At 75.0% G+C, this 24,181-nt stretch carries 19 protein-coding genes; 9 read left to right on the forward strand and 10 right to left on the reverse strand.

Annotated elements, in window-relative coordinates; all coding sequences use genetic code 11:
- The first annotated feature begins 22 nt into the window (after positions 1-22).
- Positions 23-985, forward strand: a complete 963-nt coding sequence (locus LQU92_RS13465) for an L-lactate dehydrogenase (RefSeq protein WP_230781276.1) — start codon at positions 23-25, stop codon at positions 983-985.
- A 72-nt stretch (positions 986-1,057) separates the two neighbouring features.
- Here LQU92_RS13465 and putP read toward each other — a convergent pair whose 3' ends face one another.
- Together putP and LQU92_RS13475 are read right to left on the reverse strand one after the other, a co-directional pair.
- Positions 1,058-2,578, reverse strand: coding sequence for a sodium/proline symporter PutP (gene putP / locus LQU92_RS13470; RefSeq protein ID WP_230781277.1), 1,521 nt, complete (start codon positions 2,576-2,578; stop codon positions 1,058-1,060).
- 131 nt (positions 2,579-2,709) lie between these two features.
- The gene (locus tag LQU92_RS13475; protein ID WP_112255233.1) at positions 2,710-4,200 is read right to left on the reverse strand and encodes an XRE family transcriptional regulator; all 1,491 of its coding nucleotides are present in this window, start codon (positions 4,198-4,200) and stop codon (positions 2,710-2,712) included.
- Positions 4,201-4,383: 183 nt separating this feature from the next.
- Here LQU92_RS13475 and aceA point away from each other — a divergent pair, with 183 nt between their 5' ends.
- Both aceA and aceB read left to right on the forward strand, forming a co-directional pair.
- Positions 4,384-5,670 (forward strand): isocitrate lyase, encoded by a 1,287-nt coding sequence (gene aceA, locus LQU92_RS13480; protein ID WP_230781278.1) that lies wholly within the window; start codon positions 4,384-4,386, stop codon positions 5,668-5,670.
- 125 nt (positions 5,671-5,795) lie between these two features.
- Entirely contained in the window at positions 5,796-7,472 is a 1,677-nt protein-coding gene (gene aceB / locus LQU92_RS13485) for a malate synthase A (RefSeq protein ID WP_374229723.1), read from the forward strand.
- Here aceB and gluQRS read toward each other — a convergent pair.
- Entirely contained in the window at positions 7,457-8,395 is a 939-nt protein-coding gene (gene gluQRS / locus LQU92_RS13490) for a tRNA glutamyl-Q(34) synthetase GluQRS (RefSeq protein WP_101851857.1), read from the reverse strand. The genes aceB and gluQRS overlap by 16 nt on opposite strands.
- 40 nt (positions 8,396-8,435) lie before the next feature.
- Here gluQRS and LQU92_RS13495 point away from each other — a divergent pair, with 40 nt between their 5' ends.
- On the forward strand, positions 8,436-9,329 hold the full coding sequence (locus LQU92_RS13495; protein WP_180814654.1) for an MBL fold metallo-hydrolase: 894 nt from the start codon (positions 8,436-8,438) through the stop codon (positions 9,327-9,329).
- Here LQU92_RS13495 and LQU92_RS13500 read toward each other — a convergent pair.
- Positions 9,262-10,110: a phosphatase PAP2 family protein gene (locus LQU92_RS13500; protein ID WP_230781280.1), complete on the reverse strand. Its 849-nt coding sequence runs from the start codon at positions 10,108-10,110 to the stop codon at positions 9,262-9,264. The two genes, LQU92_RS13495 and LQU92_RS13500, sit on opposite strands and share 68 nt — an antisense overlap.
- A gap of 131 nt (positions 10,111-10,241) precedes the next feature.
- Between LQU92_RS13500 and LQU92_RS13505 the strand changes: the two genes are divergently transcribed.
- The 3 genes from LQU92_RS13505 to menD all read left to right on the forward strand — a co-directional run bounded on the left by LQU92_RS13505 (position 10,242) and on the right by menD (position 15,395).
- Complete coding sequence (locus LQU92_RS13505; RefSeq protein ID WP_230781281.1) at positions 10,242-11,246, forward strand: o-succinylbenzoate synthase; 1,005 nt, start codon at positions 10,242-10,244, stop codon at positions 11,244-11,246.
- Between the two features lie 170 nt (positions 11,247-11,416).
- Positions 11,417-13,612 carry a PhoX family phosphatase gene (locus tag LQU92_RS13510; protein WP_230781282.1) on the forward strand — a complete coding sequence of 732 codons (2,196 nt, stop codon included), beginning with the start codon at positions 11,417-11,419 and terminating at the stop codon, positions 13,610-13,612.
- Positions 13,613-13,688: 76 nt separating this feature from the next.
- Positions 13,689-15,395, forward strand: a complete 1,707-nt coding sequence (menD, locus tag LQU92_RS13515; protein WP_230781283.1) for a 2-succinyl-5-enolpyruvyl-6-hydroxy-3-cyclohexene-1-carboxylic-acid synthase — start codon at positions 13,689-13,691, stop codon at positions 15,393-15,395.
- A gap of 115 nt (positions 15,396-15,510) precedes the next feature.
- Here menD and LQU92_RS13520 read toward each other — a convergent pair whose 3' ends face one another.
- From LQU92_RS13520 to LQU92_RS13545, 6 genes are all read right to left on the reverse strand, one after another.
- Positions 15,511-16,917, reverse strand: coding sequence for an aromatic acid/H+ symport family MFS transporter (locus LQU92_RS13520; RefSeq protein WP_101851862.1), 1,407 nt, complete (start codon positions 16,915-16,917; stop codon positions 15,511-15,513).
- Positions 16,918-17,192: 275 nt separating this feature from the next.
- Positions 17,193-18,002, reverse strand: coding sequence for an amino acid ABC transporter ATP-binding protein (locus tag LQU92_RS13525; RefSeq protein ID WP_230781284.1), 810 nt, complete (start codon positions 18,000-18,002; stop codon positions 17,193-17,195).
- A gap of 9 nt (positions 18,003-18,011) precedes the next feature.
- A complete protein-coding gene (locus LQU92_RS13530) occupies positions 18,012-18,806 on the reverse strand; it encodes an amino acid ABC transporter permease (RefSeq protein WP_101851864.1) in 795 nt (264 codons plus the stop codon).
- 50 nt (positions 18,807-18,856) lie between these two features.
- Positions 18,857-19,726 carry an ABC transporter substrate-binding protein gene (locus LQU92_RS13535; RefSeq protein WP_230781285.1) on the reverse strand — a complete coding sequence of 290 codons (870 nt, stop codon included), beginning with the start codon at positions 19,724-19,726 and terminating at the stop codon, positions 18,857-18,859.
- Entirely contained in the window at positions 19,723-20,484 is a 762-nt protein-coding gene (locus LQU92_RS13540; RefSeq protein ID WP_230781286.1) for an ABC transporter substrate-binding protein, read from the reverse strand. The genes LQU92_RS13535 and LQU92_RS13540 overlap by 4 nt, the downstream gene beginning before the upstream one ends.
- A 143-nt stretch (positions 20,485-20,627) precedes the next feature.
- Positions 20,628-22,076 carry an isochorismate synthase MenF gene (locus LQU92_RS13545; protein WP_230781287.1) on the reverse strand — a complete coding sequence of 483 codons (1,449 nt, stop codon included), beginning with the start codon at positions 22,074-22,076 and terminating at the stop codon, positions 20,628-20,630.
- 82 nt (positions 22,077-22,158) lie between these two features.
- Between LQU92_RS13545 and LQU92_RS13550 the strand changes: the two genes are divergently transcribed.
- Together LQU92_RS13550 and LQU92_RS13555 are read left to right on the forward strand one after the other, a co-directional pair.
- Positions 22,159-22,866 (forward strand): demethylmenaquinone methyltransferase, encoded by a 708-nt coding sequence (locus LQU92_RS13550; protein ID WP_083529605.1) that lies wholly within the window; start codon positions 22,159-22,161, stop codon positions 22,864-22,866.
- Positions 22,863-24,170 carry a geranylgeranyl reductase family protein gene (locus LQU92_RS13555; RefSeq protein ID WP_230781288.1) on the forward strand — a complete coding sequence of 436 codons (1,308 nt, stop codon included), beginning with the start codon at positions 22,863-22,865 and terminating at the stop codon, positions 24,168-24,170. Before LQU92_RS13550 ends, LQU92_RS13555 begins: the two co-directional genes overlap by 4 nt.
- Positions 24,171-24,181 lie beyond the last annotated feature (11 nt).

The raw sequence follows: 24,181 nt of genomic DNA on the forward strand, positions 1-24,181 counted from the left end.
CTGCCGTCCCGAGGAGGACCCCGTGCCGCAGACCGCTCCCACCGCACGCACGAGGATCGGGGTGGTCGGCGCCGGCGCCGTCGGCACCTCCCTCGCCTACGCCGCCATGATCCGCGGGTCCGCCCGGGAGATCGCCCTGTACGACCTCGACGCCGACCGGGTCCGGGCGGAGGCCCTCGACCTGGCCCACGGCACCATGTTCACCGGCGGCGCCCGGGTCACGGGCTCCGACGACGTCGCCGTGCTCGCCGGCTCCGACGTCGTGGTGGTCACCGCCGGGGCCAGGCAGCGCCCGGGCCAGACCCGGATGGACCTCGCGGCCGCCAATGCCGCGATCCTCGGGTCCCTGCTGCCCCGCCTGCTCGAGCAGGCCCCCGACGCCGTGTACGTGCTCGTGACCAACCCCTGCGACGTCCTGACCGTCGTGGCCCGGCGGATCAGCGGGCTGCCCGCCGGGCGGGTGCTGGCCTCGGGCACCGTGCTCGACACCTCCCGGCTGCGCTGGCTGCTCGCCGAGGAGGCCGGCGTGGCCACCGGCAGCGTGCACGCCACGATCGTGGGCGAGCACGGGGACAGCGAGTTCCCCCTGTGGTCCTCCGCGACCATCGGCCAGGTGCCCCTGCGCGAGTGGACCGTGGACGGGCGGCGGCCCTTCGACGAGCAGCACCTGGCCGCGCTGGCCGAGCGCGTGGTCGGGGCCGCCGACGAGGTGATCGCCGGCAAGGGCGCCACCGACCACGCGATCGGCCTGGCCGGGGTGCGGGTGGTCGAGGCCGTCCTGCGCGACGAGCACGCCGTGCTGCCGGTCTCCACGGTCCTCGAGGACTACCACGGCATCAGCGGGGTGGCCCTGTCCGTGCCCTCGGTCGTGGCGCGCCCCGGCGTCGTCGGCCTCCCGCCCGTGCCCATGGACGACCGGGAGCTGACCCTGCTGCGCCGCTCGGCGCAGGCGATCCGCGCGACCCTGGCCTCGATCGGGCACTGAGGCCCGGCACGGCAGGAGGGGCCCGTTCCGGTGCGGAACGGGCCCCTCCTGCCGTGCCGGGGAGCGGGCGGCTCAGGCCTCGGCGGGCCGGGCCTTCTTCTCGGCCGCCATCTCGTCCTGGGCCGCGTGGGCCAGGCGGGCGGCGTCGTCGAACTCCTGGTCGACGACCGGGTCGTGACGGTGGGTGGCCAGGGAGACCGCCACCGCGGCGATCGTGCACACGACGAACCCGGGGATGATCTCGTAGAGGTCCGCCCACGGGGTGACCGTCCACGCGAAGACGGTCACCGCGCCCAGGACCATGCCGGTGATCGCCCCGGCGGCGGTGAGCCTGCGCCAGAACAGGGACAGGATCACGATCGGGCCGAAGGCCGCGCCGAAGCCGGCCCACGCGAAGGCCACGAGCCCGAGGATCGTGTTGTTCTGCTGCCAGGCGAGCAGCACCGCGACCAGGGCCACGGCGGCCACGCCGGCGCGCCCGAGCCAGACCTGCCGGCGGGGGGAGGGGGTCTCCTTGACGGTCAGCTTGTAGAGGTCCTCGACGAGGGCCGAGGAGGAGACGATCAGCTGGGAGGAGACGGTGGACATGATCGCCGCGAGCACGGCCGCGAGCACGAAGCCCGCGATCACGGGGTGGAACAGCACCTGGGAGAGGTCGAGGAAGACCGACTCCGGGTCGGTGGGGGACTCCTCGGGGCGGTTGCCGTAGTAGGCCATGCCCACGAGCGCCGTCGAGATCGCGCCGATCACGCTGAGGACCATCCAGCCGATGCCGATCCGGCGGCCGTACTTGGCGTCGGAGGGCGAGCGCATCGCCATGAAGCGCACGATGATGTGCGGCTGGCCGAAGTAGCCCAGGCCCCACGCGAGGGCCGAGACGATGCCGATCACCGAGCCGCCCGCCACGAGGGACAGGGCGTCGGGCTGGACCGCCCGGATGTTCTCGGCCATCGCGCCGAAGCCGCCGACGTTGATGATCCCCACGATCGGCACGAGCAGCAGCGCGGCGAACATCATCAGCCCCTGCACCACGTCCGTGTAGGTCGCCCCGAGGAAGCCGCCGAAGAGGGTGTAGCCGATGGTCACGGCCACGACCAGCAGCAGGCCGGTGTGGTAGGTCGAGCCGAAGGAGGACTGGAAGAACAGCCCGCCGGCGACCATGCCGGAGGAGACGTAGAACGTGAAGAACACGAGGATCACGACGCCGGAGACGATGCGCAGCGGGCGCCCGCCGCCCTTGAGCCGGTTGTCGAGGAAGGAGGGGATCGTGATGGAGTTGTGCGAGACCTCCGTGTACGAGCGCAGCCGCGGGGCGATGAACTTCCAGTTCAGCCAGGCGCCGACGGTCAGGCCGATCGCGATCCAGGCCTCCACGAGCCCCGAGAGGAACACGGCCCCGGGCAGGCCCATGAGCAGCCACCCGGACATGTCCGAGGCCCCCGCGCTGAGCGCGGCGGTGCCGGGCTTGAGGTTGCGCCCGCCGAGCATGTAGTCGTCGAGGTCGTTGGTCCGGCGGTTGGCGTACAGGCCGATGCCGATCATGGCCGCGAAGTAGATGACGATCGCGACCGTCTGGGCTATCTGCTGGGTCATGCTGTCCTTTCCGCCCGGCGCCGGCCCGGGACGAGCGAGGCTGCCGGGGGACGGGTGGAGAACAAAGGTCTGGGCAGACTTTACGCCCGCTCCCGGCGTGTTGCCAGCCGGGCCGGGCCCCGTGCGGGGCCTCAGCCGCGGTCGTGGGCGGCCAGGAACTCGTAGACCTCCCGCTCGTCCACGCCCGGGAACGCGCCCTCCGGCAGGGCCGCGAGCACGTGCGAGTGGGCCCGGGTGTTCGGCCACGCGTGCCCGGCCCACACGCGGCGCAGCTCCTCCGGGGGCCGGCGGCAGCACGCCGGGTCGGGGCAGGTCGAGACGGTCCGGTGCGGGGTGTCGCGGCCGCGGAACCACCGGGCGTCGGTGAACGCCACGCCCACCCCGATCGAGAACGTCCCCTGGCCCGAGAGCTCGGTGCGCGTCGAGCACCAGTAGGTGCCGGAGGGGGTGTCCGTGTACTGGGCGAAGGCGGTGAACTGGTTGGGCTGGTCGAAGACCGTGCGCCCGGACCACTTGCGGCAGGAGATCTGCCCCTCGATCGCCCCCGTGTGGTCCATCGGGAAGACCAGCCCGTTGTTCTCGTAGGCCTTGTGGATCACCCCCGAGGAGGAGACCTTGTGGAAGTGGGTGCGGATCCCCAGGTGGCGGGTGGCGAGGTTGGTGAAGCGGTGCCCGGCCGTCTCGTGGGAGACCGCGAAGCGGTCCTTGAGGTCCTCCAGGAACAGCGCCCGCTGCTTCTTCGCCTCGGTCAGGAACGGCACGGCCTTCTCCTCGGGCATCACCACGGCCGCGGCGAAGTAGTTGGCCTGGACCCGCTGGAAGAGGAACTCGGCGTAGTCCCTGGGCGGCTCGTGGCCGAGCACCTGGTGGCCCACCGCCTGCAGCAGCACCGCCCGCGGGTCGTGGTCGGCCCGCGGGCTCTGCACCAGGTAGATCCGCTTGTTGAGCAGGTCCGTGACCGAGCGGGTGGAGTGCGGCAGGTCCGTGACGTGGTGGATGCTGTAGCCGAGGCGGCCGACCATCTCGGCGATGACGGAGTTGGAGACCGGTCCCGAGGAGTAGCCACCCAGGGCCAGCAGCTCCTTGGCGGCCTGCTCGAGGTCGGGGAAGTAGTTGTCCTGCTCCCGCATCAGCCGCCGCAGCTGCACGTTCGCCCGCCGGGCCTCCTCCGGGGTCGCGGAGTTCTTCTCGAGCGCCTGCCCGAGCCGGTCCTGCAGGGCGACCAGCGCCTCGAGCACCTCCGTGGACAGCGCCGAGCTGACCCGCACCGTGGGCAGGCCCAGCTGCTCGTAGAGCGGGGAGCGCTGGGCCCGCTCGAGCTGGACCTCCAGCGCCTCGCGCCGGTCGGCGGGCTCGGCGCCCAGCAGCGCGTCGACGCTCGTCCCGAGGGCGTCGGCCAGCCGCTGGAGCAGGCTCAGCCGGGGCTCGCGGCGGCCGTTCTCGATCACCGACAGCTGGGAGGGGGCCGTCCCGGTCTGCTCCGCGAGCCCGGCGAGGGTCAGCCCGCGCCGCTTGCGCAGCGTGCGGATGCGCCGGCCCAGGCCGATCAGGTCGGTGCCGCCGGGCGGGTCCGCCGTCGTGGTCGTCGTCGGGGCGTCGTAGCCCCAGGCGCTGGTGGTCATTTCTTCACGGTACGTGAAGAACGGCAGAAATTCACGGAAAAATATGGGGTCAACGGAGTGGATTCGGGCGCACAGTGGTGTGTGTCACCAAGGAACCGCGAACAACGGCGGGCCGTGGTGGCCCCGAACGACAGCACGGCCCCGCACGGGCCGGGACTCCGGACACTCGACGAGGAGCAGATCATGTCCTACCCCAACGCCCCCAAGACCGCCGACGAGCTCCGCCAGGAGTGGGACGCCGACCCCCGCTGGGCGCAGATCACCCGCGAGTACTCCGCGGAGGACGTCGTGCGCCTGCGCGGCACGGTGCAGGAGGAGATGACCCTCGCCCGCCGCGGCGCGGAGCGGCTGTGGGAGAAGCTGCACTCCGAGGACTTCGTCAACGCCCTCGGCGCGCTCACCGGCAACCAGGCCGTCCAGCAGGTCAAGGCCGGGCTGAAGGCCATCTACCTCTCCGGGTGGCAGGTCGCCGGCGACGCCAACCTCGCCGGCCAGACCTACCCGGACCAGTCGATCTACCCCGCCAACTCCGTCCCGGCGGTCGTGCGGCGGATCAACAACGCGCTCATGCGCGCCGACCAGATCGAGCACGCCGAGGGCATCAGCACCGTCGAGGACTGGCTGGTCCCGATCGTCGCCGACGCCGAGGCGGGCTTCGGCGGCCCGCTCAACGCCTACGAGCTGATGAAGTCCATGATCGCCGCGGGCGCGGCGGGCGTGCACTGGGAGGACCAGCTGGCCTCCGAGAAGAAGTGCGGCCACCTCGGCGGCAAGGTGCTCATCCCCACCCAGCAGCACGTGCGCACGCTCAGCGCGGCCCGGCTCGCCGCCGACGTCGCCGACGTCCCGTCCCTGATCATCGCCCGCACCGACGCCGAGGCGGCCACGCTGATCACCTCGGACGTCGACGACCGGGACAAGCCGTTCATCAGCGGCGAGCGCACCGCCGAGGGCTACTACAAGGTCCGCAACGGCCTCGAGGCGTGCATCGCCCGCGGCAACGCCTACGCCCCGTACGCGGACCTGCTGTGGATGGAGACCGGCACCCCCGACCTCGAGCTCGCCAAGAAGTTCGCCGAGGGCATCCACGCCGAGCACCCGGACCAGATGCTGGCCTACAACTGCTCGCCGTCCTTCAACTGGAAGAAGCACCTGGACGACGCCACGATCGCGAAGTTCCAGCGCGAGCTCGGGGCGATGGGCTACAAGTTCCAGTTCATCACCCTCGCCGGCTTCCACGCCCTGAACTACTCGATGTTCGACCTCGCCCACGGCTACGCCCGCGAGCAGATGAAGGCCTACGTCGAGCTGCAGGAGCGCGAGTTCGCGGCCGAGGAGCGCGGCTACACCGCGACCCGCCACCAGCGCGAGGTCGGCACCGGCTACTTCGACCTCGTCTCCACGACGCTGAACCCGGACTCCTCGACCACGGCCCTGGCCGGCTCCACCGAGACCGCCCAGTTCCACTAGGCCGCTGCGCCCACCGCGGCCGGGGGCCCCGTCCCGGGCCCCGGCCGCGCCGCACCCGGGAACCGGGTGCGGCACGCCGGCCCCCGTCCTTCCCGCCGACCTCACCAGCCGAGGAACCAGCCATGATGACCATGACCAGCAACCCCGTGACGATCAACGGCGTGACCCTCACCGGCCACCACGTGCCCCGGCAGTCCAGCGTGCTCACCCCGGACGCCCTCGGGTTCCTGGCGGCCCTGCACCGGGAGTTCGAACCCCGCCGCCGCGAGCTGCTGGCGGCGCGCGAGGAGCGCCGGAAGGCGATCGCCCGCGGCACGGACCCCTCCTTCCTGCCGGAGACCCGCCGGATCCGCGAGGACGACTCCTGGCGGGTCCCGCCGCCCCCGCCCGGCCTCGAGGACCGGCGCGTGGAGATCACCGGCCCCACCGAGCGGAAGATGACGATCAACGCGCTCAACTCCGGGGCGAGGGTGTGGCTGGCGGACATGGAGGACGCCAACACCCCGCACTGGACGAACGTGGTGGCCAACCAGCTCAACCTGATCGACGCGCTCGAGGGCACCATCGAGTTCACCAGCCCGGACGGCAAGAAGTACGCGCTGAGGAACACGGACGCCCGCGCCAACCCGACGATCGTGGTCCGCCCCCGCGGCTGGCACCTCGAGGAGAAGCACCTCTCGGTCAAGGGCGAGCCGATCGCCGGGGCGCTGGTGGACTTCGGGCTGTACTTCTTCCACAACGCCCGCCGGCTGAAGAAGCTCGGCCTCGGTCCCTACTTCTACCTGCCCAAGCTCGAGTCCCACCGCGAGGCGCGGCTGTGGCACGACGTGTTCACGAAGGCCGAGTCGCTGCTGGGCACCGACCGCGGCACCATCCGGGCGACCGTGCTCATCGAGACGATCACCGCCGCGTTCGAGATGGAGGAGATCCTCTGGGAGCTCGGCGAGCACGCCGCGGGGCTCAACGCCGGGCGCTGGGACTACATCTTCTCGATCATCAAGAACTTCCGCACGCGCGGACCGCGCTTCCTGCTGCCGGACCGCAACGAGGTGACCATGACCCAGCCGTTCATGCGCGCCTACACCGAGCAGCTCGTGCGCGCCTGCCACCGGCGCGGGGCGATGGCCATCGGCGGGATGGCGGCGTTCATCCCGTCCCGCCGCGACGAGGAGGTCAACCGCACCGCGGTCGAGAAGGTGCGCGCGGACAAGACCCGCGAGGCCGAGGACGGCTTCGACGGCTCCTGGGTCGCCCACCCCGACCTCGTGCCGGTCTGCCAGGAGGTCTTCGACCGGGTGCTGGGGGAGAGGCCCAACCAGCTCGAGCGCCGGCGCGAGGACGTGGTGCCCGACGACAAGGCGCTGATCGACATCGCCTCGGCCGAGGGCAGGATCACCGAGGCCGGGATCCGCAACAACATCGACGTCGGGATCCGCTACATCGAGGCCTGGCTGCGCGGCTCCGGGGCGGTGGCCATCCACAATCTCATGGAGGACGCCGCGACCGCCGAGATCTCCCGCTCCCAGATCTGGCAGTGGGTCAACTCCCGGGCGATCACCGACGAGGGCGAGGAGATCACCCGCGAGTGGGTGGCCGAGCTCGTCGACGAGGAGTTCGCGCGGATCGAGCGCACCGAGGGCGACCGCTTCGACGACGCCCGCGCGGTGTTCGAGGAGGTGGCCCTGGGGCAGGACTACCCGGCCTTCCTGACCTCCGCGGCCTACGAGCGCTTCCTCGCCGAGCCCGAGGACCCGCACGAGCCGGAGCAGGCCCCGGCGCAGCGGGCTCAGCCCGTGCGCTGAGCCGTCCACTCCCGCGGGTCCAGGACCCACGGCACGCGCGGCAGGACGTCCTCGTCGAGCACGGCGAGGACGTCCTGCGCCGTCCGGGGCCGCCCGGGCAGCCCCAGGGAGGCCACGATCCGGGCGACCGCCTCCTCCGCGGGCACCCCCGCGGCCCCGAGGTCCGCCAGGGTCACGGCGCCGTCGCGCTTGGCCAGCCGCTGCCCCTGCGGGTTGAGCACCAGCGGCACGTGCACCCACTCGGGCCGGGGCAGCCCCAGCAGGTCGGCGAGGTGGGCCTGGCGCGGGGTCGAGGGCAGCAGGTCGTCCCCGCGCACCACCTGGTCCACGCCCTGGTGGGCGTCGTCGAGGACCACCGCCAGGTTGTAGGCGGGCCGCCCGTCGTTGCGCAGCAGCACGAGGTCGTCGACCGCACCCGTGTACGGGCCGGCCCACCGGTCCAGGACGGTCTCCTCGTGCACCTGCGCGCGCAGCCGCACCGCCGGGGCCCGCCCGGCCCGCCGCGCCGCCCGCTCGGCCGGGCCCAGGTCCCGGCACGTGCCGGGGTAGGCGCCCGGGGCCCCGTGCGGGGCGCTCGCCGCCGCCCGGATCTCGCGGCGGGTGCAGTAGCACTCGTAGGTCAGGCCCGCGGCCGTGAGCCGCTCGACGACCGCGCGGTGGGCCGCCTCCCGCGTCGACTGCAGCAGCGGCTCACCGTCCCAGTCCAGCCCCGTGCGGGCCAGGTCCGCCAGCTGGCGCTGCGCCGCGCCCGGGCGCACCCGGTCGAGGTCCTCGATCCGCAGCACGAAGGAGCGCCCGCTGCCGCGGGCGAGCGCCCAGGCCAGCAGCGCCGTGCGCAGGTTGCCCACGTGCAGGTCCCCCGAGGGGGACGGAGCGTAGCGGCCCGCGCCGCGCGGTGCATCCCCGGTCCCGTCGGAAGTCATGGGGACCAGGATAGGCGGGTGCGGTCGGTACCCTGGTCGGGTGACCCGCATCAACGAGCTCCGCGACGGCGTCTTCGCCGTGAGCACGGACAACTGGAGGCTGAACTCCGGTCTCGTGCTCGGGACCCGGCGCGCCCTCGTGGTCGACACCGGGGCCGGGCCGCGCCAGGGCGCGGAGATCCTGGCGGCCGTGCGCTCGGTGACCCCGCTGCCGCTGGTGGTCGTGAACACCCACGCCCACCACGTCCACTACATGGGCAACGCCGTGTTCCGCCGCGCGGGCGCCGAGGAGTTCTGGGGCCACCGCGGCTGCGCCGAGGCCATCCGCGCCCACGCCGACTACCACCGCTCCTACGTCGGCACCCACGAGCCGGAGATGGCCGCCGCGGAGGGCCCCGACACGGCCGTGGTCCCGCCCAACCGGCATCTGCCGGGCACGGGGCGCCGCCCCGCCCTGGCCCGGGTGGACCTCGGGGAGCGCAGCGCCGTGCTCTTCTCCCTGGGCCGGGCGCACACCGACAACGACGTGTGCGTGGGCACCGACGACGTCGTGTTCGTGGGCGACCTCGTGGAGCAGGGCACGGACCCGCAGTTCGAGGACTCCTTCCCGCGCGGCTGGGCCGAGGCCCTCGACCGGCTGGCGGACCTGGAGCGCTACCGGGTGTTCGTCCCCGGCCACGGCCGCCCCGTGGAGCGCGGCCACGTGCGGGAGCAGGCCCGGCTGATGCGCACCGCGATCGAGCGGGTGGACGCGAGCGAGGCCGCCGCGGCCGCCCCCGGCGGGATGCGCCCCGTGACCGCCTCGATGTTCCGGCTGCCCTACACCCCCGGCTCCGCCCGGGTGCTGCTGGACCGGCTCGAGCGGATCAGGTCCGAGGCCCCCGCCGACGCGGTGCCTGCAGCGCTGTCAGCGCCGCAGCCGTCAGCAGACTGACCCCCAGCACCGCCGCGCACCCGGCCGCCGCGGCCCAGCCCCCGCCGGGGCGCTCCAGGGCCACCCACGCCGGCAGCAGCCCCGTCAGCAGCGCCCCCGCCCCGGCCAGCCCGAGCAGCGCCGTGAGGCCCCCGCTGCGCACCGGCCCCTCGGCGGGGCCGGTCAGGCGCAGCACGAGCCCGCCCAGCGCCGCCCAGCCGCCGACCACGAGCAGGGACGCCACCACGTCCGAGGGCCGGTGCCAGCCGTTGACCAGGGTGGCGATGCCCGTGGCGGTCATCGCGCCCGCCCCGAGCAGGGCCACCGCGGGCCGCGCGGCGGCCGGGGCGGCGAGCAGCACGACCGCGACCGCCGCGGCCGTCGCGGCCGTGTGCCCGGAGGGGAAGGAGTTGGCCGCGGCCTCCTGGATGCCGAGGTCGGGCTTGTCCACGAACACCCGCTTGAGCAGCTGCACGGTGAGGTTGGACAGCACCACGACCGCCGCCCCCGTCAGCGCCGGGGCGAGCCGGCGCGCCCGCACGGCCAGCACCACCAGGGCCACCGCGCAGATCCCGCCCACGGCCCACGGCAGCAGGTCGAGCAGCTCCCGGCCGCGGTCGGTGAGGTCCGGGAAGGCGTTGTGCGCCTGCTTCAGGGCCCGCTCGTCGAGCCACTGCCCGGCCGCGGTGGTCAGGGCCACGACGCCCACGGCCACGGCCCCCGTCCAGGCCACGAGGGCGCCGAGGACGTGGGCCAGCACCTGGCCGGCGGTGGTCCGCGGACGGACGGCGGCGGTGGTCATGGGGCTCCTGGGATCGGCGGTCTCGGGCGGGCGGTCCGCGCCGGGGCGCGGCGGGGTCCTCGCCCGCGGGAGCACCATCCTGCCACGCGCGCCCCGGCCCCGGCTGGGAGCGCGCGCATAGGCTGATGGGCATGGACGCCCACCCGCCCCTGCCCCCCGTCGACGAGCTGCTCGCCGAGGTCCACGTCGTGGCCCTGCCGCTGCGCGTGCGCTTCCGCGGCATCGACGTGCGCGAGACCGCGCTGCTGCGCGGGCCGGCCGGCTGGGCCGAGTTCGGCCCGTTCCCCGAGTACGGGGACGCGGAGGCCCTCGCATGGCTGCGCGCGGCCGCCGACACCGCCTGGCGCGGCTTCCCGGCCCCGCGGCGCACCCGGATCCCCGTCAACGCCACCGTCCCCGCCGTGCCCGCGGACCGGGTGCCGGAGGTCCTCGCCGGCTACGCCGGCCGGGTGGGGGCCGTGAAGATCAAGGTCGCCGAGCGCGGCCAGGACCTCGACGACGACGACGCCCGCGTCGCCGCCGTGCGCGCGCTGCTGCCCGGGGCGGAGCTGCGCGTGGACGCCAACGGCGGGTGGGAGGTCCCCGCGGCCCTGCGGGCCCTGGAGCGGCTGGCCCGGCACGGGCTGGCCTACGCGGAGCAGCCGGCGGCCGGCATCGGGGAGCTCGCCGCCGTGCGCGAGGGCCTGGCCGACCGGGGCGTGCCCGTGCTCGTGGCCGCCGACGAGTCCGTGCGCAAGGAGGAGGACCCCCTCGCCGTGGCCCGGGCCGGGGCCGCGGACCTGCTCGTCGTCAAGGCCGCACCCCTGGGCGGGGTGCGCCGCGCCCTGGAGGTCGTCGCCGCGGCCGGGCTGCCCGCGGTCGTCAGCTCCGCCCTCGACTCCTCGGTGGGCATCCGGGCCGGGCTGGCCCTCGCCGCCGCCCTGCCGGAGCTGCCGTGGGCCTGCGGACTGGGAACGGTCTCGCTGCTGGAGGCCGACGTGCTCGCCGCGCCGCTGCGCCCGGTCGACGGCGAGCTCGAGCTGCGCGAGGCCGTCCCCGACCCGCAGCTGCTCGCCCGCCACGCCGTGCCCGCCCCCCGGCGGCAGTGGTGGCTCGAGCGGCTGCGGCGGGTGCACGCGCTCGCCACCCAGGGGTGACGCGGGTCACACCCCGTGCGGCGCGCCGCCCGTCCCGCCCGGCCACCGCTCGTTAACCCGGGCTTTCCCCCGCCGCCCCCGGGGCCTCATGCGGTGGTGGTGCAGTGGACCCGCATCCGAGACCTCCGGCCGCGGCCCGTGCCGCGCGCCCCGTCCCCAGGGGAGAGACCATGACCGAGACCGCCAAGCGCCCCCTCCTGCCGCTGCTGGGGCACACCCGCGGCAAGCGCAGCCCGGTGACCTGTCAGCTCAAGTGCGCGAGCGCCTGCGCCGGCCCGGAGTGCAACACCTCCGGCAACGGCTACTTCCGCGACATCGCGAACGCCGCCCTGAGCCGCCGCTCGGCCCTGGGCCTCGGGGCCGCGGCCGCCGTGACCGTCGGCGTCGTCGGCGCCGCCCCGGAGGCCGCCCAGGCCCACGGCCGCGGCCGGGGGCTGTCCTTCACCCCGATCGACCCCGTCCCGAACACCGTCGACGACCTCACCGTGCCGGAGGGCTACGACTGGTCGCCGATCATCCGCTGGGGCGACCCGCTCTTCGACGACTCCCCGGAGTTCGACCCCCGTGCCCAGACCCCCGAGGCCCAGGCCCGCCAGTTCGGCTACAACTGCGACTACCTCGACGTCATCCAGGACCGCGGCGGGCGCACCGGCGTGCTGGTGAGCAACCACGAGTACACCAACGAGAACCTCATGTTCCCGGCCGACCAGCAGGGCGACCTCGAGCGGGTGGCCCGGGTGGCCATGGCCGCCCACGGGATGTCCGTGGTCGAGATCGCCCGCACCGGCCCGGGCCGCCCCTGGTCCTACGTGCGCGGCGGGTCCCGCAACCGGCGGATCACCCTCGAGACCCCCTTCGCCGTCGACGGTCCCGCGGCCGGCTCCGACCTGCTGAGGACCCGGGACGACCCCACGGGCGCCCTGGTGCTCGGGACGCAGAACAACTGCGCCGGCGGCACCACCCCCTGGGGCACCGTCCTGTCCGGCGAGGAGAACTTCAACCAGTACTTCAAGGGCAACGGCTCCGCCGAGCAGAAGCGCTACGGGATCTCCACCGAGGCCCCGAGCCGGCGCTGGCACGAGGTCGAGCCGCGCTTCGACTCGACGCTGCCCGGCTACGAGAACGAGCCGCACCGCTTCGGCTGGGTCGTGGAGATCGACCCGCAGGACCCGTCCTCGACCCCGGTCAAGCACACGAGCCTGGGCCGGTTCAAGCACGAGGGCGCGAACGTGCGCGTGGCCGAGGACGGCACCGTGGTCGCCTACTCCGGCGACGACGAGCGCTTCGACTACCTCTACAAGTTCGTCTCCGCGAAGAAGTACCGCGAGGGCGACCGCGCCCACAACCTCACGCTGCTGTCCGAGGGCGACCTCTACGTGGCCAGGTTCACCGGGGACACCGAGGCCGAGATCGACGGCTCCGGACGGCTGCCCTCCGACGGGGCGTTCGACGGCTCGGGGCAGTGGCTGCCGCTGGTCGTGGACGGGGCCTCGGCCGTCGAGGGCATGACCGTCGAGGAGGTCCTCGTCTTCACCCGCCTGGCCGCGGACAGGGCGGGCGCCACGAAGATGGACCGCCCCGAGGACGTCGAGCCCTCCCCGCACACCGGCAGGCTCTACGTGGCGCTGACCAACAACAACCAGCGCGGCACCGAGGGCAAGGCCGGCCCCGACGAGGCCAACCCCCGCACCCAGAACCGCGACGGCCACGTCCTCGAGCTCACCGAGCGCGGCAACCGCGCGGACGCCGTGCGCTTCGACTGGAGCATCCTCATCGTCGCCGGGGACCCCGCGAAGAACGCCTCGGCCTACTTCGCCGGCTTCCCCGCCGAGAAGGTCTCGCCGATCTCCTGCCCCGACAACCTCGCCTTCGACTCGGTGGGCAACCTGTGGGTCTCCACCGACGGCGCCCCCGGCACGATCGGCTACAACGACGGGCTGTTCAGGGTCGGGCTCACCGGCGCCCAGCGCGGCAACGTCGAGCAGTTCCTCGCCGTGCCCCAGGACGCCGAGACCTGCGGGCCCGTGATCCACGACCGCGAGCGCATGGTCTACGTGGCCGTCCAGCACCCGGGCGAGGACGGGACCTTCGAGGAGCCCCGCTCCTACTTCCCCGACTACGTCGTCGAGACCCGGGAGGGGGTGGGCGAGTGGTCCCTGCCGCGCCCGTCCGTCGCCCAGGTCTTCGCCGTCGGCCGCGGCGAGGAGCCCGAGTTCCCCGGTGCGGTCCACGACGCCCCGGGCCGCGAGCGCAACCGGCACAAGCGGCGCAAGAACGGCAGCCGCGGCCCCCGCTACCGCGGCTACCGCGGCAAGGCGACGGTGCGGACGAAGACCGCGGCCCGGCGCGCCCGCCGATCCTACTGAGCCGGCCCCGTCCCGCGCCCCCGTCCCTGCCGCGGGACGGGGGCGCGCCCGTGCCGCGGCACTACGCTGGTGGCCCGTGAGCACCTCCTCCCTGGCCACCGCCCGCGCCGTCCTGACCGCGCTCGTCGCCGCCGGCACCCGTCACCTCGTCGTCGCCCCCGGCTCCCGCTCGGCGCCCCTGGCCTACGCGGCGGCGGCCGCGCACGCCGCCGGGGCGCTCGAGGTGCACGTGCGCGTCGACGAGCGCGGGGCCGCCTTCACCGCCCTGGGCATCGCGCGCGCCACCGGCCGGCCCGCCGCCGTGCTGACGACCTCCGGCACCGCGGTCGGGAACCTGCTGCCGGCCGCGCTCGAGGCCGACCACGCCGAGGTGCCCCTCGTGCTGCTCACCGCCGACCGCCCGCCCGAGCTGCGCGGGACGGGCGCCAACCAGACCACCCGCCAGCCGGGGATCTTCGGCGACCACGTCCGCGCCGGGCTCGACCTGCTGCCCGGGGGCGACGACGTGCCCGCCCGCCTCGCCCCGGTGCTGGCGGCCCTGGCCGGCGCCCCGGCGGGGCCGGTCCACCTCAACGTCGCCCTGCGCGACCCCCTGCACCCCGCACCGGAGGACGGCCCGGAGCTGGCCGGCTGGGCCCGGGACCTCGCCGTCCGCACCGGCCCCGCCGGCCCGGGCGCGCTCGCCCTGCCCGCCGTGGGAGCCGGGACCGTGCCCGGCCCCGACGCGGCCGGGGACCGGTCCCGGGCGGTCGTCGTCGCGGGCGACGGCGCCGGCCCGGACGCCGCGCGCTTCGCCGGGGCGCTCGGGCTGCCGCTGCTGGCCGAGCCCTCCTCCGGGGCCCGTCGCGGCCCGAACGCCGCCGGGGCCTACCGGCTGCTGCTCGGCACCGCGCTGGGCGCAGGCGTCGAGCGCGTCCTGCTCGTGGGCCGGCCCACTCTCTCCCGGCCCGTGGCGGCGCTGCTGCAGCGCCCGGACGTCGCGACCGCCGCCGTGCGCCCCGGCCCGGTGGCGTGGTGCGAGCCGGGCCGGCGCCGCGAGGAGGTCCTGCCGGACTGGGCGGCCGCGGCCGCCTTCACGGGCCGCGGCGCCCCGGGGTGGCTGCCCGCCTGGCAGCGGGCCGGGGCCGCCGCCGACGACGCCGTGGCGGCGCTGCTCGCCCGCGGCCCGGTGAGCGGCCCGGCGGTGGCCGCGGCCGTGTGGGCCGCCTGCGCCCGGGACGGGGCGCTGCTCGTGGCCGGCTCCTCCAACCCGGTGCGCGACCTCGACCTCGCGGCCCGCCCGGGCCCGGCCGCTCCGCCGGTCGTGGCCAACCGGGGACTGGCCGGCATCGACGGGACCGTGGCCACGGCCGCCGGGGCGGGCCTGGGCGCGGGACGGCCGGTGCGGGCGCTGCTGGGGGACCTGACGTTCCTGCACGACGCCTCGTCGCTGCTGCTGGGCACCGGGGAGCGGGAGCCCGACCTGCAGGTGGTGGTGCTCAACGACGGCGGCGGCGGGATCTTCGCGACCCTCGAGCACGGGGCGCTGGGGGAGCGGGACGAGCAGTACCGCGACGTCGTCGAGCGCTTCTTCGGCACCCCGCACACCGCGCGCCTGGACGCGCTGTGCGCCGGCTGGGGGGCCGCCCACGTGCGGGCCGGCACGGCCGCCGAGCTCGGGCGGGCCCTGGCGGCCCCGGTGCGCGGGCGCTCCGTGGTCGAGGTGCCCGCCGACCGGGCGCGGCTGCGCGCCCTGCACGCCCGGCTGCGGGAGGCCGTCGCGGCCGCCGCGCCGGGCGGCTGAGCGCGCGGACGGGCCGGCACGGGGCCGGGCGGCCGGTGCCGCAACGCGCGAGGGCCGGAACGGACCAGGGCCCCGTCCCCTCGGGGACGGGGCCCTGGCGGGCTGCCGGGGGGCCTCAGGCGCGGGGGCCCGTGCCGCCGGCCGGCGGGCCGGCGAGCGTCTCCGGGCGCGGCTGCGCGGCGGCGACCTGCTCGACGCGCTGCTCTGCCTGCTCCAGCAGGCGCTGGCGCGGGACCAGGACGGTGACGAGAGCACCGAACAGGGCCACGCCGCCGAAGATGTAGAACGCGGAGGCCCCGCCGATGCCGGCCGCGGCGAGCCAGCCGCCGATGAGCGGGCCCATCACGCCGCCGATGCGGCCGAAGCCGGCCACCCAGGACACGCCGGCGGCACGGGCGTTGGTCGTGTAGTAGTTCGAGCTGAACCCGTAGATCAGCACCTGCGTGCCCAGGGTGCCCACGCCGGCGACGGCGATGAACAGGAACAGCACCGGTGCCGGGAACCGGAAGGTCATCAGCACGAGGGTGATGGCCGCGAGCACGAACGTGGTCGCCACGATCCGCTGGGCCCCCAGCCTGTCGGCGACCCCGGAGGCGATGAGCCCGCCGATCACGGCGCCGGAGTTGAGGATGAGCAGGAAGGACAGGGAGTAGTTGGTGCCGAAGCCGTAGCCCTCCATGATGCGCGGCAGCCAGGTGTTGAGCCCGTAGGTCAGCAGCAGGCCGGAGAAGGACATGAAGCCCAGCAGCACGGTGGCGACGAGGAACTGGCGGGAGAAGGCGGCGGCGAAGCCCCGCTTGGCGGGGGCGGCGCCGGCCTGCTGGATCACGGCCTCCTCGACCAGGGGCACGCCGGTGCGCGCGGCGGCGGCCCGGGCCTCCTCCTCGCGGCCGCGGGAGAGCAGCCAGCGCGGGGACTCGGGGAGCTTGAACCAGGCCAGCGGCAGCAGGAACAGGATGGGCGTGGCGCCGAGCATGAACAGCCCGCGCCAGCCGAGGGGCTCGAGCAGGACGATGCCGAGCAGGGCCGCGGTCACGCCGCCGGCGGGGATGCCCGAGTAGACGATCGCGTTGTAGAAGTTGCGCCGTCCGGCCGGGGCGAACTCGGCGATCGTCGCGCCGGCGGTGGCGAGGATGACGCCGAGGCCGAGGCCGGTGAGGAAGCGCATCGTGCCGAAGGCCGCCACCGAGGTGGTCAGGGCCGTGATGAACATGCCGATGGAGAACCAGGCGATGCCGCCGAGGATCAGGCGGCGGCGGCCGAAGTGGTCGCCGAGGAAGCCGCAGGTCAGGGAGCCGACGAGCACGCCGATGAGCGCGTAGGAGCCGAGGGCCCCGGCCATGGCCGGGGTGACCTCCCCGATCTGGCTCGGGTCGTCGAGCAGGGTGGAGAGGACGGTGCCGTAGACGGTGAGGTCGTAGCCGTCGAAGAGCAGGGCCATGCAGACGACGGCCGCCACCCAGTTGGCGGTCCGCGCCTCCTTGCGCGGGTCCTCGGCGATGATGGTGTGCGGTTGGGTCATGGTCCCGGGCCTTCCTGGACGGGCCCCGCGGCCCGGCAGGGCGGCGGGGCGGGGGAGTGCGGGTCGGTGCGGGACGCCGACGTGGGGCGTTCCCGGCTCCCTCCCAGGGTGACAGGGATGTGACGGGCGCCATATGCGGCAAAACCCCGGGGATCCGCCAGGGGGCCGTTGAGCTGTTGAAGATATGGATCCAGGCGGGATCAGCTCTCCTGCATATGAGTGTGGGCCCGCCGTCCGGTGCGGACGGCGAGCCCACGGGGCAGGGGCGGAGCGGCTCAGTCCTCCGGGGCCTGCACCTGGGTGGGGTTGAGCACGCGGGAGAGGAAGGCGCGGGTGCGCGCCTCGCGGGGGCTGCCGATGACCTCGGCGGCCGGGCCCTCCTCGACGACGACCCCGCCGTCCATGAACACGACGCGGTCGGCGACGTCGCGGGCGAACTCCATCTCGTGGGTGACCACGAGCATCGTCATGCCCTCGGCGGCCAGGGAGCGCATGATCGCCAGGACGTCGCCCACGGTCTCGGGGTCCAGGGCGGAGGTGGGCTCGTCGAAGAGCATCAGGGACGGGTCCATCGACAGCGCGCGGGCGATCGCCACGCGCTGCTGCTGGCCGCCGGAGAGCTGGTCGGGGTAGCCCCCCGCCTTCTCGGCCAGGCCCACGCGCTCGAGGTTGGCGCGGGCGATCCGCTCCGCCTCGGCCTTCTCGCGCTTGAGCACCTTGACCTGGGCCACGGTGCAGTTCTCCAGCACGCTCAGGTGCGGGAAGAGGTTGAACTGCTGGAAGACCATGCCCACGTGCCGGCGCAGCCGGTCGACGTCCGCCTCGGGGTCGGTGACCTCGACGTCGCCGATGGTGATCCGCCCCTTCTGGGGAATCTCGAGCAGGTTCACGCAGCGCAGCAGCGTCGACTTCCCGGAGCCGGAGGGGCCGATCAGGCACACGACCTGCCCGGCCGCCACGGTCAGGGAGATGCCCTTGAGGACCTCGAGGGAGCCGTAGGACTTGTGCAGGTCCTCGACGGCGACGGAGGCGGCCCCGGCGAGGTCGCCGCCGGGCCGCGGGGCGGAGGGGGAGGGGTGGCTCATCGTGGACTCCTAGGACTTCTTCATGCGGTCGGTCTTGGACTCGAAGCGGCGGGTCAGCACGCCCAGGGGCACCGTGATGATCAGGTAGCACACACCGGCCACGACGAGCGGGGTCAGCCCCGCGCCCGACCCGGAGATCGCCTCGCGGCCGAACTTCGTGAGCTCGTACTGGCTCACGCCCATGCCCAGCAGGTAGACGAGCGAGGAGTCCTTGGTGAGCAGGATGACCTCGTTGGTCAGCGGGGGCAGCACGATCCGCAGCGCCTGGGGGATGACGATCGTGACCATCGCCCGGGCGTGGGACATGCCCAGGGAGCGGGCGGCCTCGTACTGGCCCTTGGGCACCGCCTGCAGGCCCGCGCGCAGCGACTCCGCGATGTACGCGGCGGCGACCAGGCCCAGGGCGATCATCACCGTCACGTAGTGGTTGAAGCGGAAGCCGAACGCGAGGGGGATGCCGTAGCCGAAGGCGAGGAAGACCAGCAGCGCGGGCACGCCGCGGAAGAACTCGATGTAGAGCGTCGCCAGCCACCGGTAGGGCGCCACCGAGGAGAGCTTCATCAGGGCCAGGACCACGCCGCCGGTGAGGCCGACGACGAAGCCGAGCACCGTGTAGATGATCGTGTTCTTCAGCGCGGTGGTGATGATCGCGGGGAACTGCTGGGCGGCGACGTCGGGGTTGAAGACCTTCTCGATCAGCAGCGGCCAGTCGGCGACCGCGATCAGCGCGACGACGACGACGGCGAGCACGGCGTACTGGACGCCGCGGGAGAGCCGGGCTCTCTGGTGCATGGTCATGGCCATGAGGTGGTCCGTTCTCGGTGGTGCGGGTGGGCGGGCTCCGGCGGCGCCGGTCAGTTCTCGCGGACGGGGATCCAGGTCTCGACGATGCGCTCGAGCGTGCCGTCCTGCTCGATCCGGTCCAGGGTGGCGTCGACCTGGGCCAGCATGGCCTCGTTGCCCCGGCGCACCGCCACGCCCAGCTGGTCGTCGACGTCGCGGGTCTCCCGCAGGACGAAGTCCTCGTTGTCCTTCGAGTGCTCGGAGATCGCGGTGACGTCGTCGAGGACGGCGTCGACGCCGCCGGTGCCCAGGTCGGTGAACATGGTGGTGGCGTCCTCGAACTGCACGGCCTCCAGGCCGAGCTCCGCGGCCTGGTCCTCCCCGAGGGTGCCCTGCATGACCCCGACCCGTGCCCCCTGCTCGCGGGCGGCGTCGATCGAGGCGGGCCCGTCCTCGCCGTCGGTCACCAGGCCCAGCTCGTTGTCGTAGTAGGGGTCCGAGAAGTCCATCACCGTCTGCCGCTCCTCGGTGATCGACAGCGCCGAGATCGCGACGTCGCACTGTTCGGTGTCCAGGGCCGCGCCGGACTGGATGGACTCGAAGGCGAGGGTGACGTTCTTCATCTCCACCCCGAGGTCGGCCGCGATCTCCCGGCCCAGGTCCATGTCGAGCCCCACCATCTCGCCGTCCTGCTCCATCTCGAAGGGCGGGTAGTTGGACTCCGAGCACACGGTCAGCACCCCCGGCTCGACGAGGGGCACGGCCGGCGAGCCGCTGGAGCCCTCCTGCGGGGCGGCCTGCTCGCCCCCTCCCGCGGAGCAGCCGGTGAGGACGAGGGCGGCGAGCGCGGCGGCGGCCGCGGTGCGGGCCGGGCGCGGGGGACGGGACATGGGGTTCTCCTGCGGGTCGTCGGGTGCGGGATCGGGGACGGCGGGGCTCACAGGCCCATCCACTCGGCACGCAGGCGCTCGAGCGTGCCGTCCTGGCGGATCCGCTCGAGCGTGGCGTTCACCTGCTCGAGCAGCTCGGTCTCGCCCCGGGCGACCGCCACGGCGATCTGCTCGCCGTTGTCGAGGGTCGCCGCCAGCTCGAGGTCGGGGGAGGCCCCCGCGCGCTCGCCCAGCGCGGAGACGTTGCCGACGACGGCGTCCACGCCGTCGGTCTCGAGGGACTGGAACATCAGCTCGACGTCCTCGAACTGCTGCACGTCCCAGCCCTGCTCGGTGGCGTGGTCCTCGCCGGAGGTGCCCTGCTGGACGCCCACGGCGGCGCCGGCGAGGTCCTCGAAGCCGTCGATGCCGGAGTCCGCGGTGGTGAGCAGGGCCAGCTCGTCGTTGAAGTACGGCTCGGAGAAGTCCATCGCGGCGCGGCGCTCGTCGGTGACGGTGATGCCGGCGATCGCGACGTCGCACTGGCCGGTGTCCAGCGCGGCCCCGGACTCGAGGGTCTCGAAGTTCGCCTGCACGACCTCCTTGGCCGTGCCCCGGTCCGCCGCGATCTCGTCCGCGATCGCCATGTCGAAGCCGACGATCTCGCCGTCGCGCTCGAGCTCGAACGGCGGGTAGGGGGAGTTCGTGCACACCGTCAGCGCCTGCGCGCCGCCCCCGCCCCCGTCCCCGGTGGTGGGGGTGCAGCCGGCGAGTGCCGCGGCGGCGGTGGTGGCGAGGGCGAGGGCGGTGAGGCGGCGGGCGGCGGGCATCGCGGGCGGAGTCTCCTTCGGCGCCGGTGGGCGCGGTGGGCGGGGGGACCGGCGCCGGCCGGTCCGCGGGGCGGTGGCCCCGGATGGTGCGGTTCGGTAGACCAGGATACGGTGCGCGCGCCGCCGGTGCGCTCCGGGCGGGCTCAGCGCCCGGGTCGGCGCGGTGCGGCCGCCCCGGCGCCGGGGGCGGCGCCGGCGGGGTCGGCCCCCAGCCCCAGGGCCTGCAGCATCGGGCGCAGCTTCGCCCAGGTCTCGGCGAGCTCCGCCTCGGGGTCGGAGGCGCCCACGATGCCGCAGCCGGCGAAGAGCCGCACGGTGTGCTCGTCCTGCTGCACGGCGCCGCGCAGGGCGATGCCCCAGTCGCCGTTGCCGGCGGCGTCGAGCCAGCCGACGGGGCCGGCGTAGAGGCCGCGGTCCATCCGCTCCAGCTCCGGGATCAGGGCGGCGGCCGCGGCGGTGGGCGTGCCGCACACCGCCGCGGTCGGGTGCACGGCCTCGGCCAGCTCGAGCGAGGACGGCGGGTCGCCGGCCGGGCCGGGGCGCAGCACCGCCGTGACGTCCGAGGCGAGGTGCCACACGTTGGGCAGCTCGAGGATGAACGGCTCCGGGGAGCTCGTGACGACCTCGGTGTAGGGCGCGAGGGAGGCCGTGAGGGAGTCGATGGCGAAGCCGTGCTCGTGCTGCTGCTTCTCGGACTCTCCCAGCACCCGGGCCGCGAAGCGCTGCGGGTCCTCGCCCGCGGGCACCGCGTCCCGGTCCAGGGTCCCGGCCAGCACGCGGGCGCGGGCGGTGCCGTCGAGCACCCGCACGAGCATCTCGGGGGTCGCCCCGAGCAGCCGCCCCGCCCCGGAGCCCAGGTCCACGCAGTAGGTCCAGCACCGCTCGTAGCGGTGGGCGAGGTCGCGCACCACCGCGACCGGGTCCAGCGGCCCGGCCGTGCGGGCGAGCACGTCGCGGGCCAGCACGAGCTTCTCCAGCCCGCCGGCGCGGATCAGCTCCACGCCCTCGCGCACGGCCTGCGTCCACGCGGCCTCGTCCAGCGCGCCGGGGGACAGGTGCACCGGTCCCGGCGCCGCGGCCGGGGCCGCCGCGACCGCCGCCCCGGGGGCGGCGCCGTGGTGGCGCACCCACGCGGCGGCGACGTCCTCGGCGGAGAGGGTGAAGGGCGCGCCGGGGGCCGCGGCCACGGCGAGGCTCGCCCAGGCGTCGTCGTCGCGCCGGCCCACGACCAGCTCGGGGACCACGAGCCCGGAGTCCGCCCCCGACTCCGCGGCGAAGCTGAAGGCGCCGAAGGCGGCCAGGCCGCTGCCGGGCACGCCCACCCGGTCCTCGACGACCGCCGCGGCGGCGAGGTCGTCCCACCACACCCGCGCGGCCGTGAAGCGGTCGGGCCCGCGCACGGCGTGCCCGGCGGCGCGGCCGTGGCCGACGAGGCCCTGGCCGTCGACCGTCCAGGCGAGCAGCCCGGACCCCGCGAGCAGCTCGCGCAGGTCGGGGGCGGTGGGCACGCCGAGCTCGGCCAGGGGCACCGTGAGCACGTGCAGCACGGGCACCGGCGGGACGGCGTCGTCGTTCGGGCGGGGAGCAGGCATCGCCCTCCAGTCTAAGCCGGGTGCCCCCGTGCCCCGGACCCCGCGTCCCGGCCGCGCCCGGGACGGGTGCGACAATGTGCGGGTGAACCGAGCAGACCTGTCCAAGCAGCCGCACGAAGTCTCCGCCATGTTCGACGCCGTGGCCCCCCGCTACGACCTCGTCAACGACCTCCTCTCCCTGGGCCGGACCCGCGGGTGGCGGCGGGTCGTCGCGGAGGCCGTGGGCGCGGTCCCGGGGGAGAAGGTGCTGGACCTGGCCGCCGGGACCGGGACCTCCGCGGAGCCCTACGCCGACGCCGGCGTCGACGTCGTGGCCGCGGACCTCTCCCTCGGGATGCTCGAGGTCGGCCGCGCCCGCCGCCCCGACATCGAGTTCGTCCAGGCCGACGCCACCCGGCTGCCGTTCGCGGACGCCTCCTTCGACGCCGTGACCATCTCCTTCGGGCTGCGCAACATCCAGGACTTCCGCCGGGCCCTGGCCGAGATGCTGCGCGTGACCCGCCCCGGGGGCCGGCTGGTGATCTGCGAGTTCTCGACCCCCACGGCGCGGCCCCTGCGCACCCTCTACAGCGAGTACCTGGTCAAGGCCCTGCCCGGGATCGCCGGGCGCACCGCCTCCAACCCCGAGGCCTACCGCTACCTCGCCGAGTCGATCGCCGCGTGGCCGGACCAGGAGGCGCTCGCCGCCGAGATCGCCGCCGCGGGCTGGGACGGGGTGCAGTACCGCAACCTCACCGGCGGGATCGTGGCCGTCCACCGGGCGCGGCGACCGGCCGCCGCCGCCCGATGAGGGCCCTCGTCCTCGGCGGCGGACCCGCCGGCGCCACCGCCGGGTACTGGCTGGCCGCCCACGGGATCGAGGTCACCGTCCTCGAGAAGACCGCCTACCCCCGGGAGAAGGTCTGCGGCGACGGGCTGACCCCGCGGGCCGTGCGGGAGCTGCAGCTCATGGGCCTGCCGCACGGGCCCGGGCACGGCTACGCCCGCAACCGCGGGCTGCGCCTGGTCGCCCGCGAGCGCACGGTCGAGGTGCCGTGGCCGCAGCTGAGCGACTTCCCCGACTACGGGCTCGTGCGCGCCCGCCGGGACTTCGACCAGCAGCTCGCCGGCCACGCCCGCGCCGCCGGGGCGCGGGTGCTCGAGCGCCGCAGCGTCACCGGGGTGCTGCGCGACGCCGGCGGCCGGATCACCGGGGCCCGGGCCGCCGTGCTCGACGAGCGGGGGCGGCGCACCGGCGAGGTCGAGGAGCACCGGGCCGACGTCGTGCTCGCCGCCGACGGCAACTCCGCCCGCGCCGCCGTCTCCGCCGGGCTGCACCGGCGCGAGGACCGGCCCATGGGCGTGGCCGTGCGCGCCTACTACGAGTCCCCGCGCGCGGACCTCGAGTGGATGGAGGGCTGGCTCGAGCTCGCCGACGGCAACGACCCCGCCGGGGCGCTGCTGCCCGGCTACGGGTGGGTCTTCGGCGTCGGCGACGGCACCGTCAACGTGGGCCTGGGCATCCTCGACACCTCCCCGGCCTTCGGCGCCCTGGACTACCGGAAGGTCCTGGCCGACTGGACCGCGTCCATGCCCGCCGAGTGGACCTTCGACGAGGACCACCGGCGCGGGCGCGTGCTGGGGGCCGCGCTGCCCATGGCCTTCAACCGCACCCCCCACCACGTGCCCGGGATGCTGCTGCTGGGCGACGCCGCCGGGCTGGTCTCCCCGTTCAACGGGGAGGGGATCTCCAACGCCATGGAGTCGGCCCGCTACGCCGCCGAGCACGTCGCCGCGGCCGCCGCCGCCAACGGCCCCGCCCAGCGGGAGCTCGCCCTGGCCCGCTACCCCGACCGGGTCCGCCAGGAGTGGGGCGCGCACTTCACCCAGGGCCGGGTCCTCGCCCAGCTGATCGGCAGCCCCGCCGTGATGAAGGCGGCCGTGCGCACCGGCATGGCCGTGCCCGCCCTGATGCGCTTCGTGGTGCGCGTGATGACCGAGCTCTCCGACCGCCCGCCGCACACCTGGGAGGACCGGGCCATCGGGCTGCTCGACGCCCTCACGCCCGCGACCGGCAACACCCGGGCCCCGAAAACCCGATCGAAAACTCGCTAGAGTGGTGGACC

It is taken from the genome of Kocuria sp. LUK (assembly GCF_021012935.1).
Taxonomy (GTDB): domain Bacteria; phylum Actinomycetota; class Actinomycetes; order Actinomycetales; family Micrococcaceae; genus Kocuria; species Kocuria flava.

What these genes read in the sequence shown, in the direction of transcription:
- putP (WP_230781277.1), bottom strand. Translation starts at nt 2,578, where the DNA reads ATGACCCAGCAGATAGCCCAGACGGTCGCGATCGTCATCTACTTCGCG.
- LQU92_RS13475 (WP_112255233.1), bottom strand. Translation starts at nt 4,200, where the DNA reads ATGACCACCAGCGCCTGGGGCTACGACGCCCCGACGACGACCACGACG.
- aceA (WP_230781278.1), top strand. Translation starts at nt 4,384, where the DNA reads ATGTCCTACCCCAACGCCCCCAAGACCGCCGACGAGCTCCGCCAGGAG.
- aceB (WP_374229723.1), top strand. Translation starts at nt 5,796, where the DNA reads ATGACCATGACCAGCAACCCCGTGACGATCAACGGCGTGACCCTCACC.
- gluQRS (WP_101851857.1), bottom strand. Translation starts at nt 8,395, where the DNA reads ATGACTTCCGACGGGACCGGGGATGCACCGCGCGGCGCGGGCCGCTAC.
- LQU92_RS13500 (WP_230781280.1), bottom strand. Translation starts at nt 10,110, where the DNA reads ATGACCACCGCCGCCGTCCGTCCGCGGACCACCGCCGGCCAGGTGCTG.
- LQU92_RS13505 (WP_230781281.1), top strand. Translation starts at nt 10,242, where the DNA reads ATGGACGCCCACCCGCCCCTGCCCCCCGTCGACGAGCTGCTCGCCGAG.
- LQU92_RS13510 (WP_230781282.1), top strand. Translation starts at nt 11,417, where the DNA reads ATGACCGAGACCGCCAAGCGCCCCCTCCTGCCGCTGCTGGGGCACACC.
- LQU92_RS13520 (WP_101851862.1), bottom strand. Translation starts at nt 16,917, where the DNA reads ATGACCCAACCGCACACCATCATCGCCGAGGACCCGCGCAAGGAGGCG.
- LQU92_RS13525 (WP_230781284.1), bottom strand. Translation starts at nt 18,002, where the DNA reads ATGAGCCACCCCTCCCCCTCCGCCCCGCGGCCCGGCGGCGACCTCGCC.
- LQU92_RS13530 (WP_101851864.1), bottom strand. Translation starts at nt 18,806, where the DNA reads ATGGCCATGACCATGCACCAGAGAGCCCGGCTCTCCCGCGGCGTCCAG.
- LQU92_RS13540 (WP_230781286.1), bottom strand. Translation starts at nt 20,484, where the DNA reads ATGCCCGCCGCCCGCCGCCTCACCGCCCTCGCCCTCGCCACCACCGCC.
- LQU92_RS13545 (WP_230781287.1), bottom strand. Translation starts at nt 22,076, where the DNA reads ATGCCTGCTCCCCGCCCGAACGACGACGCCGTCCCGCCGGTGCCCGTG.
- LQU92_RS13555 (WP_230781288.1), top strand. Translation starts at nt 22,863, where the DNA reads ATGAGGGCCCTCGTCCTCGGCGGCGGACCCGCCGGCGCCACCGCCGGG.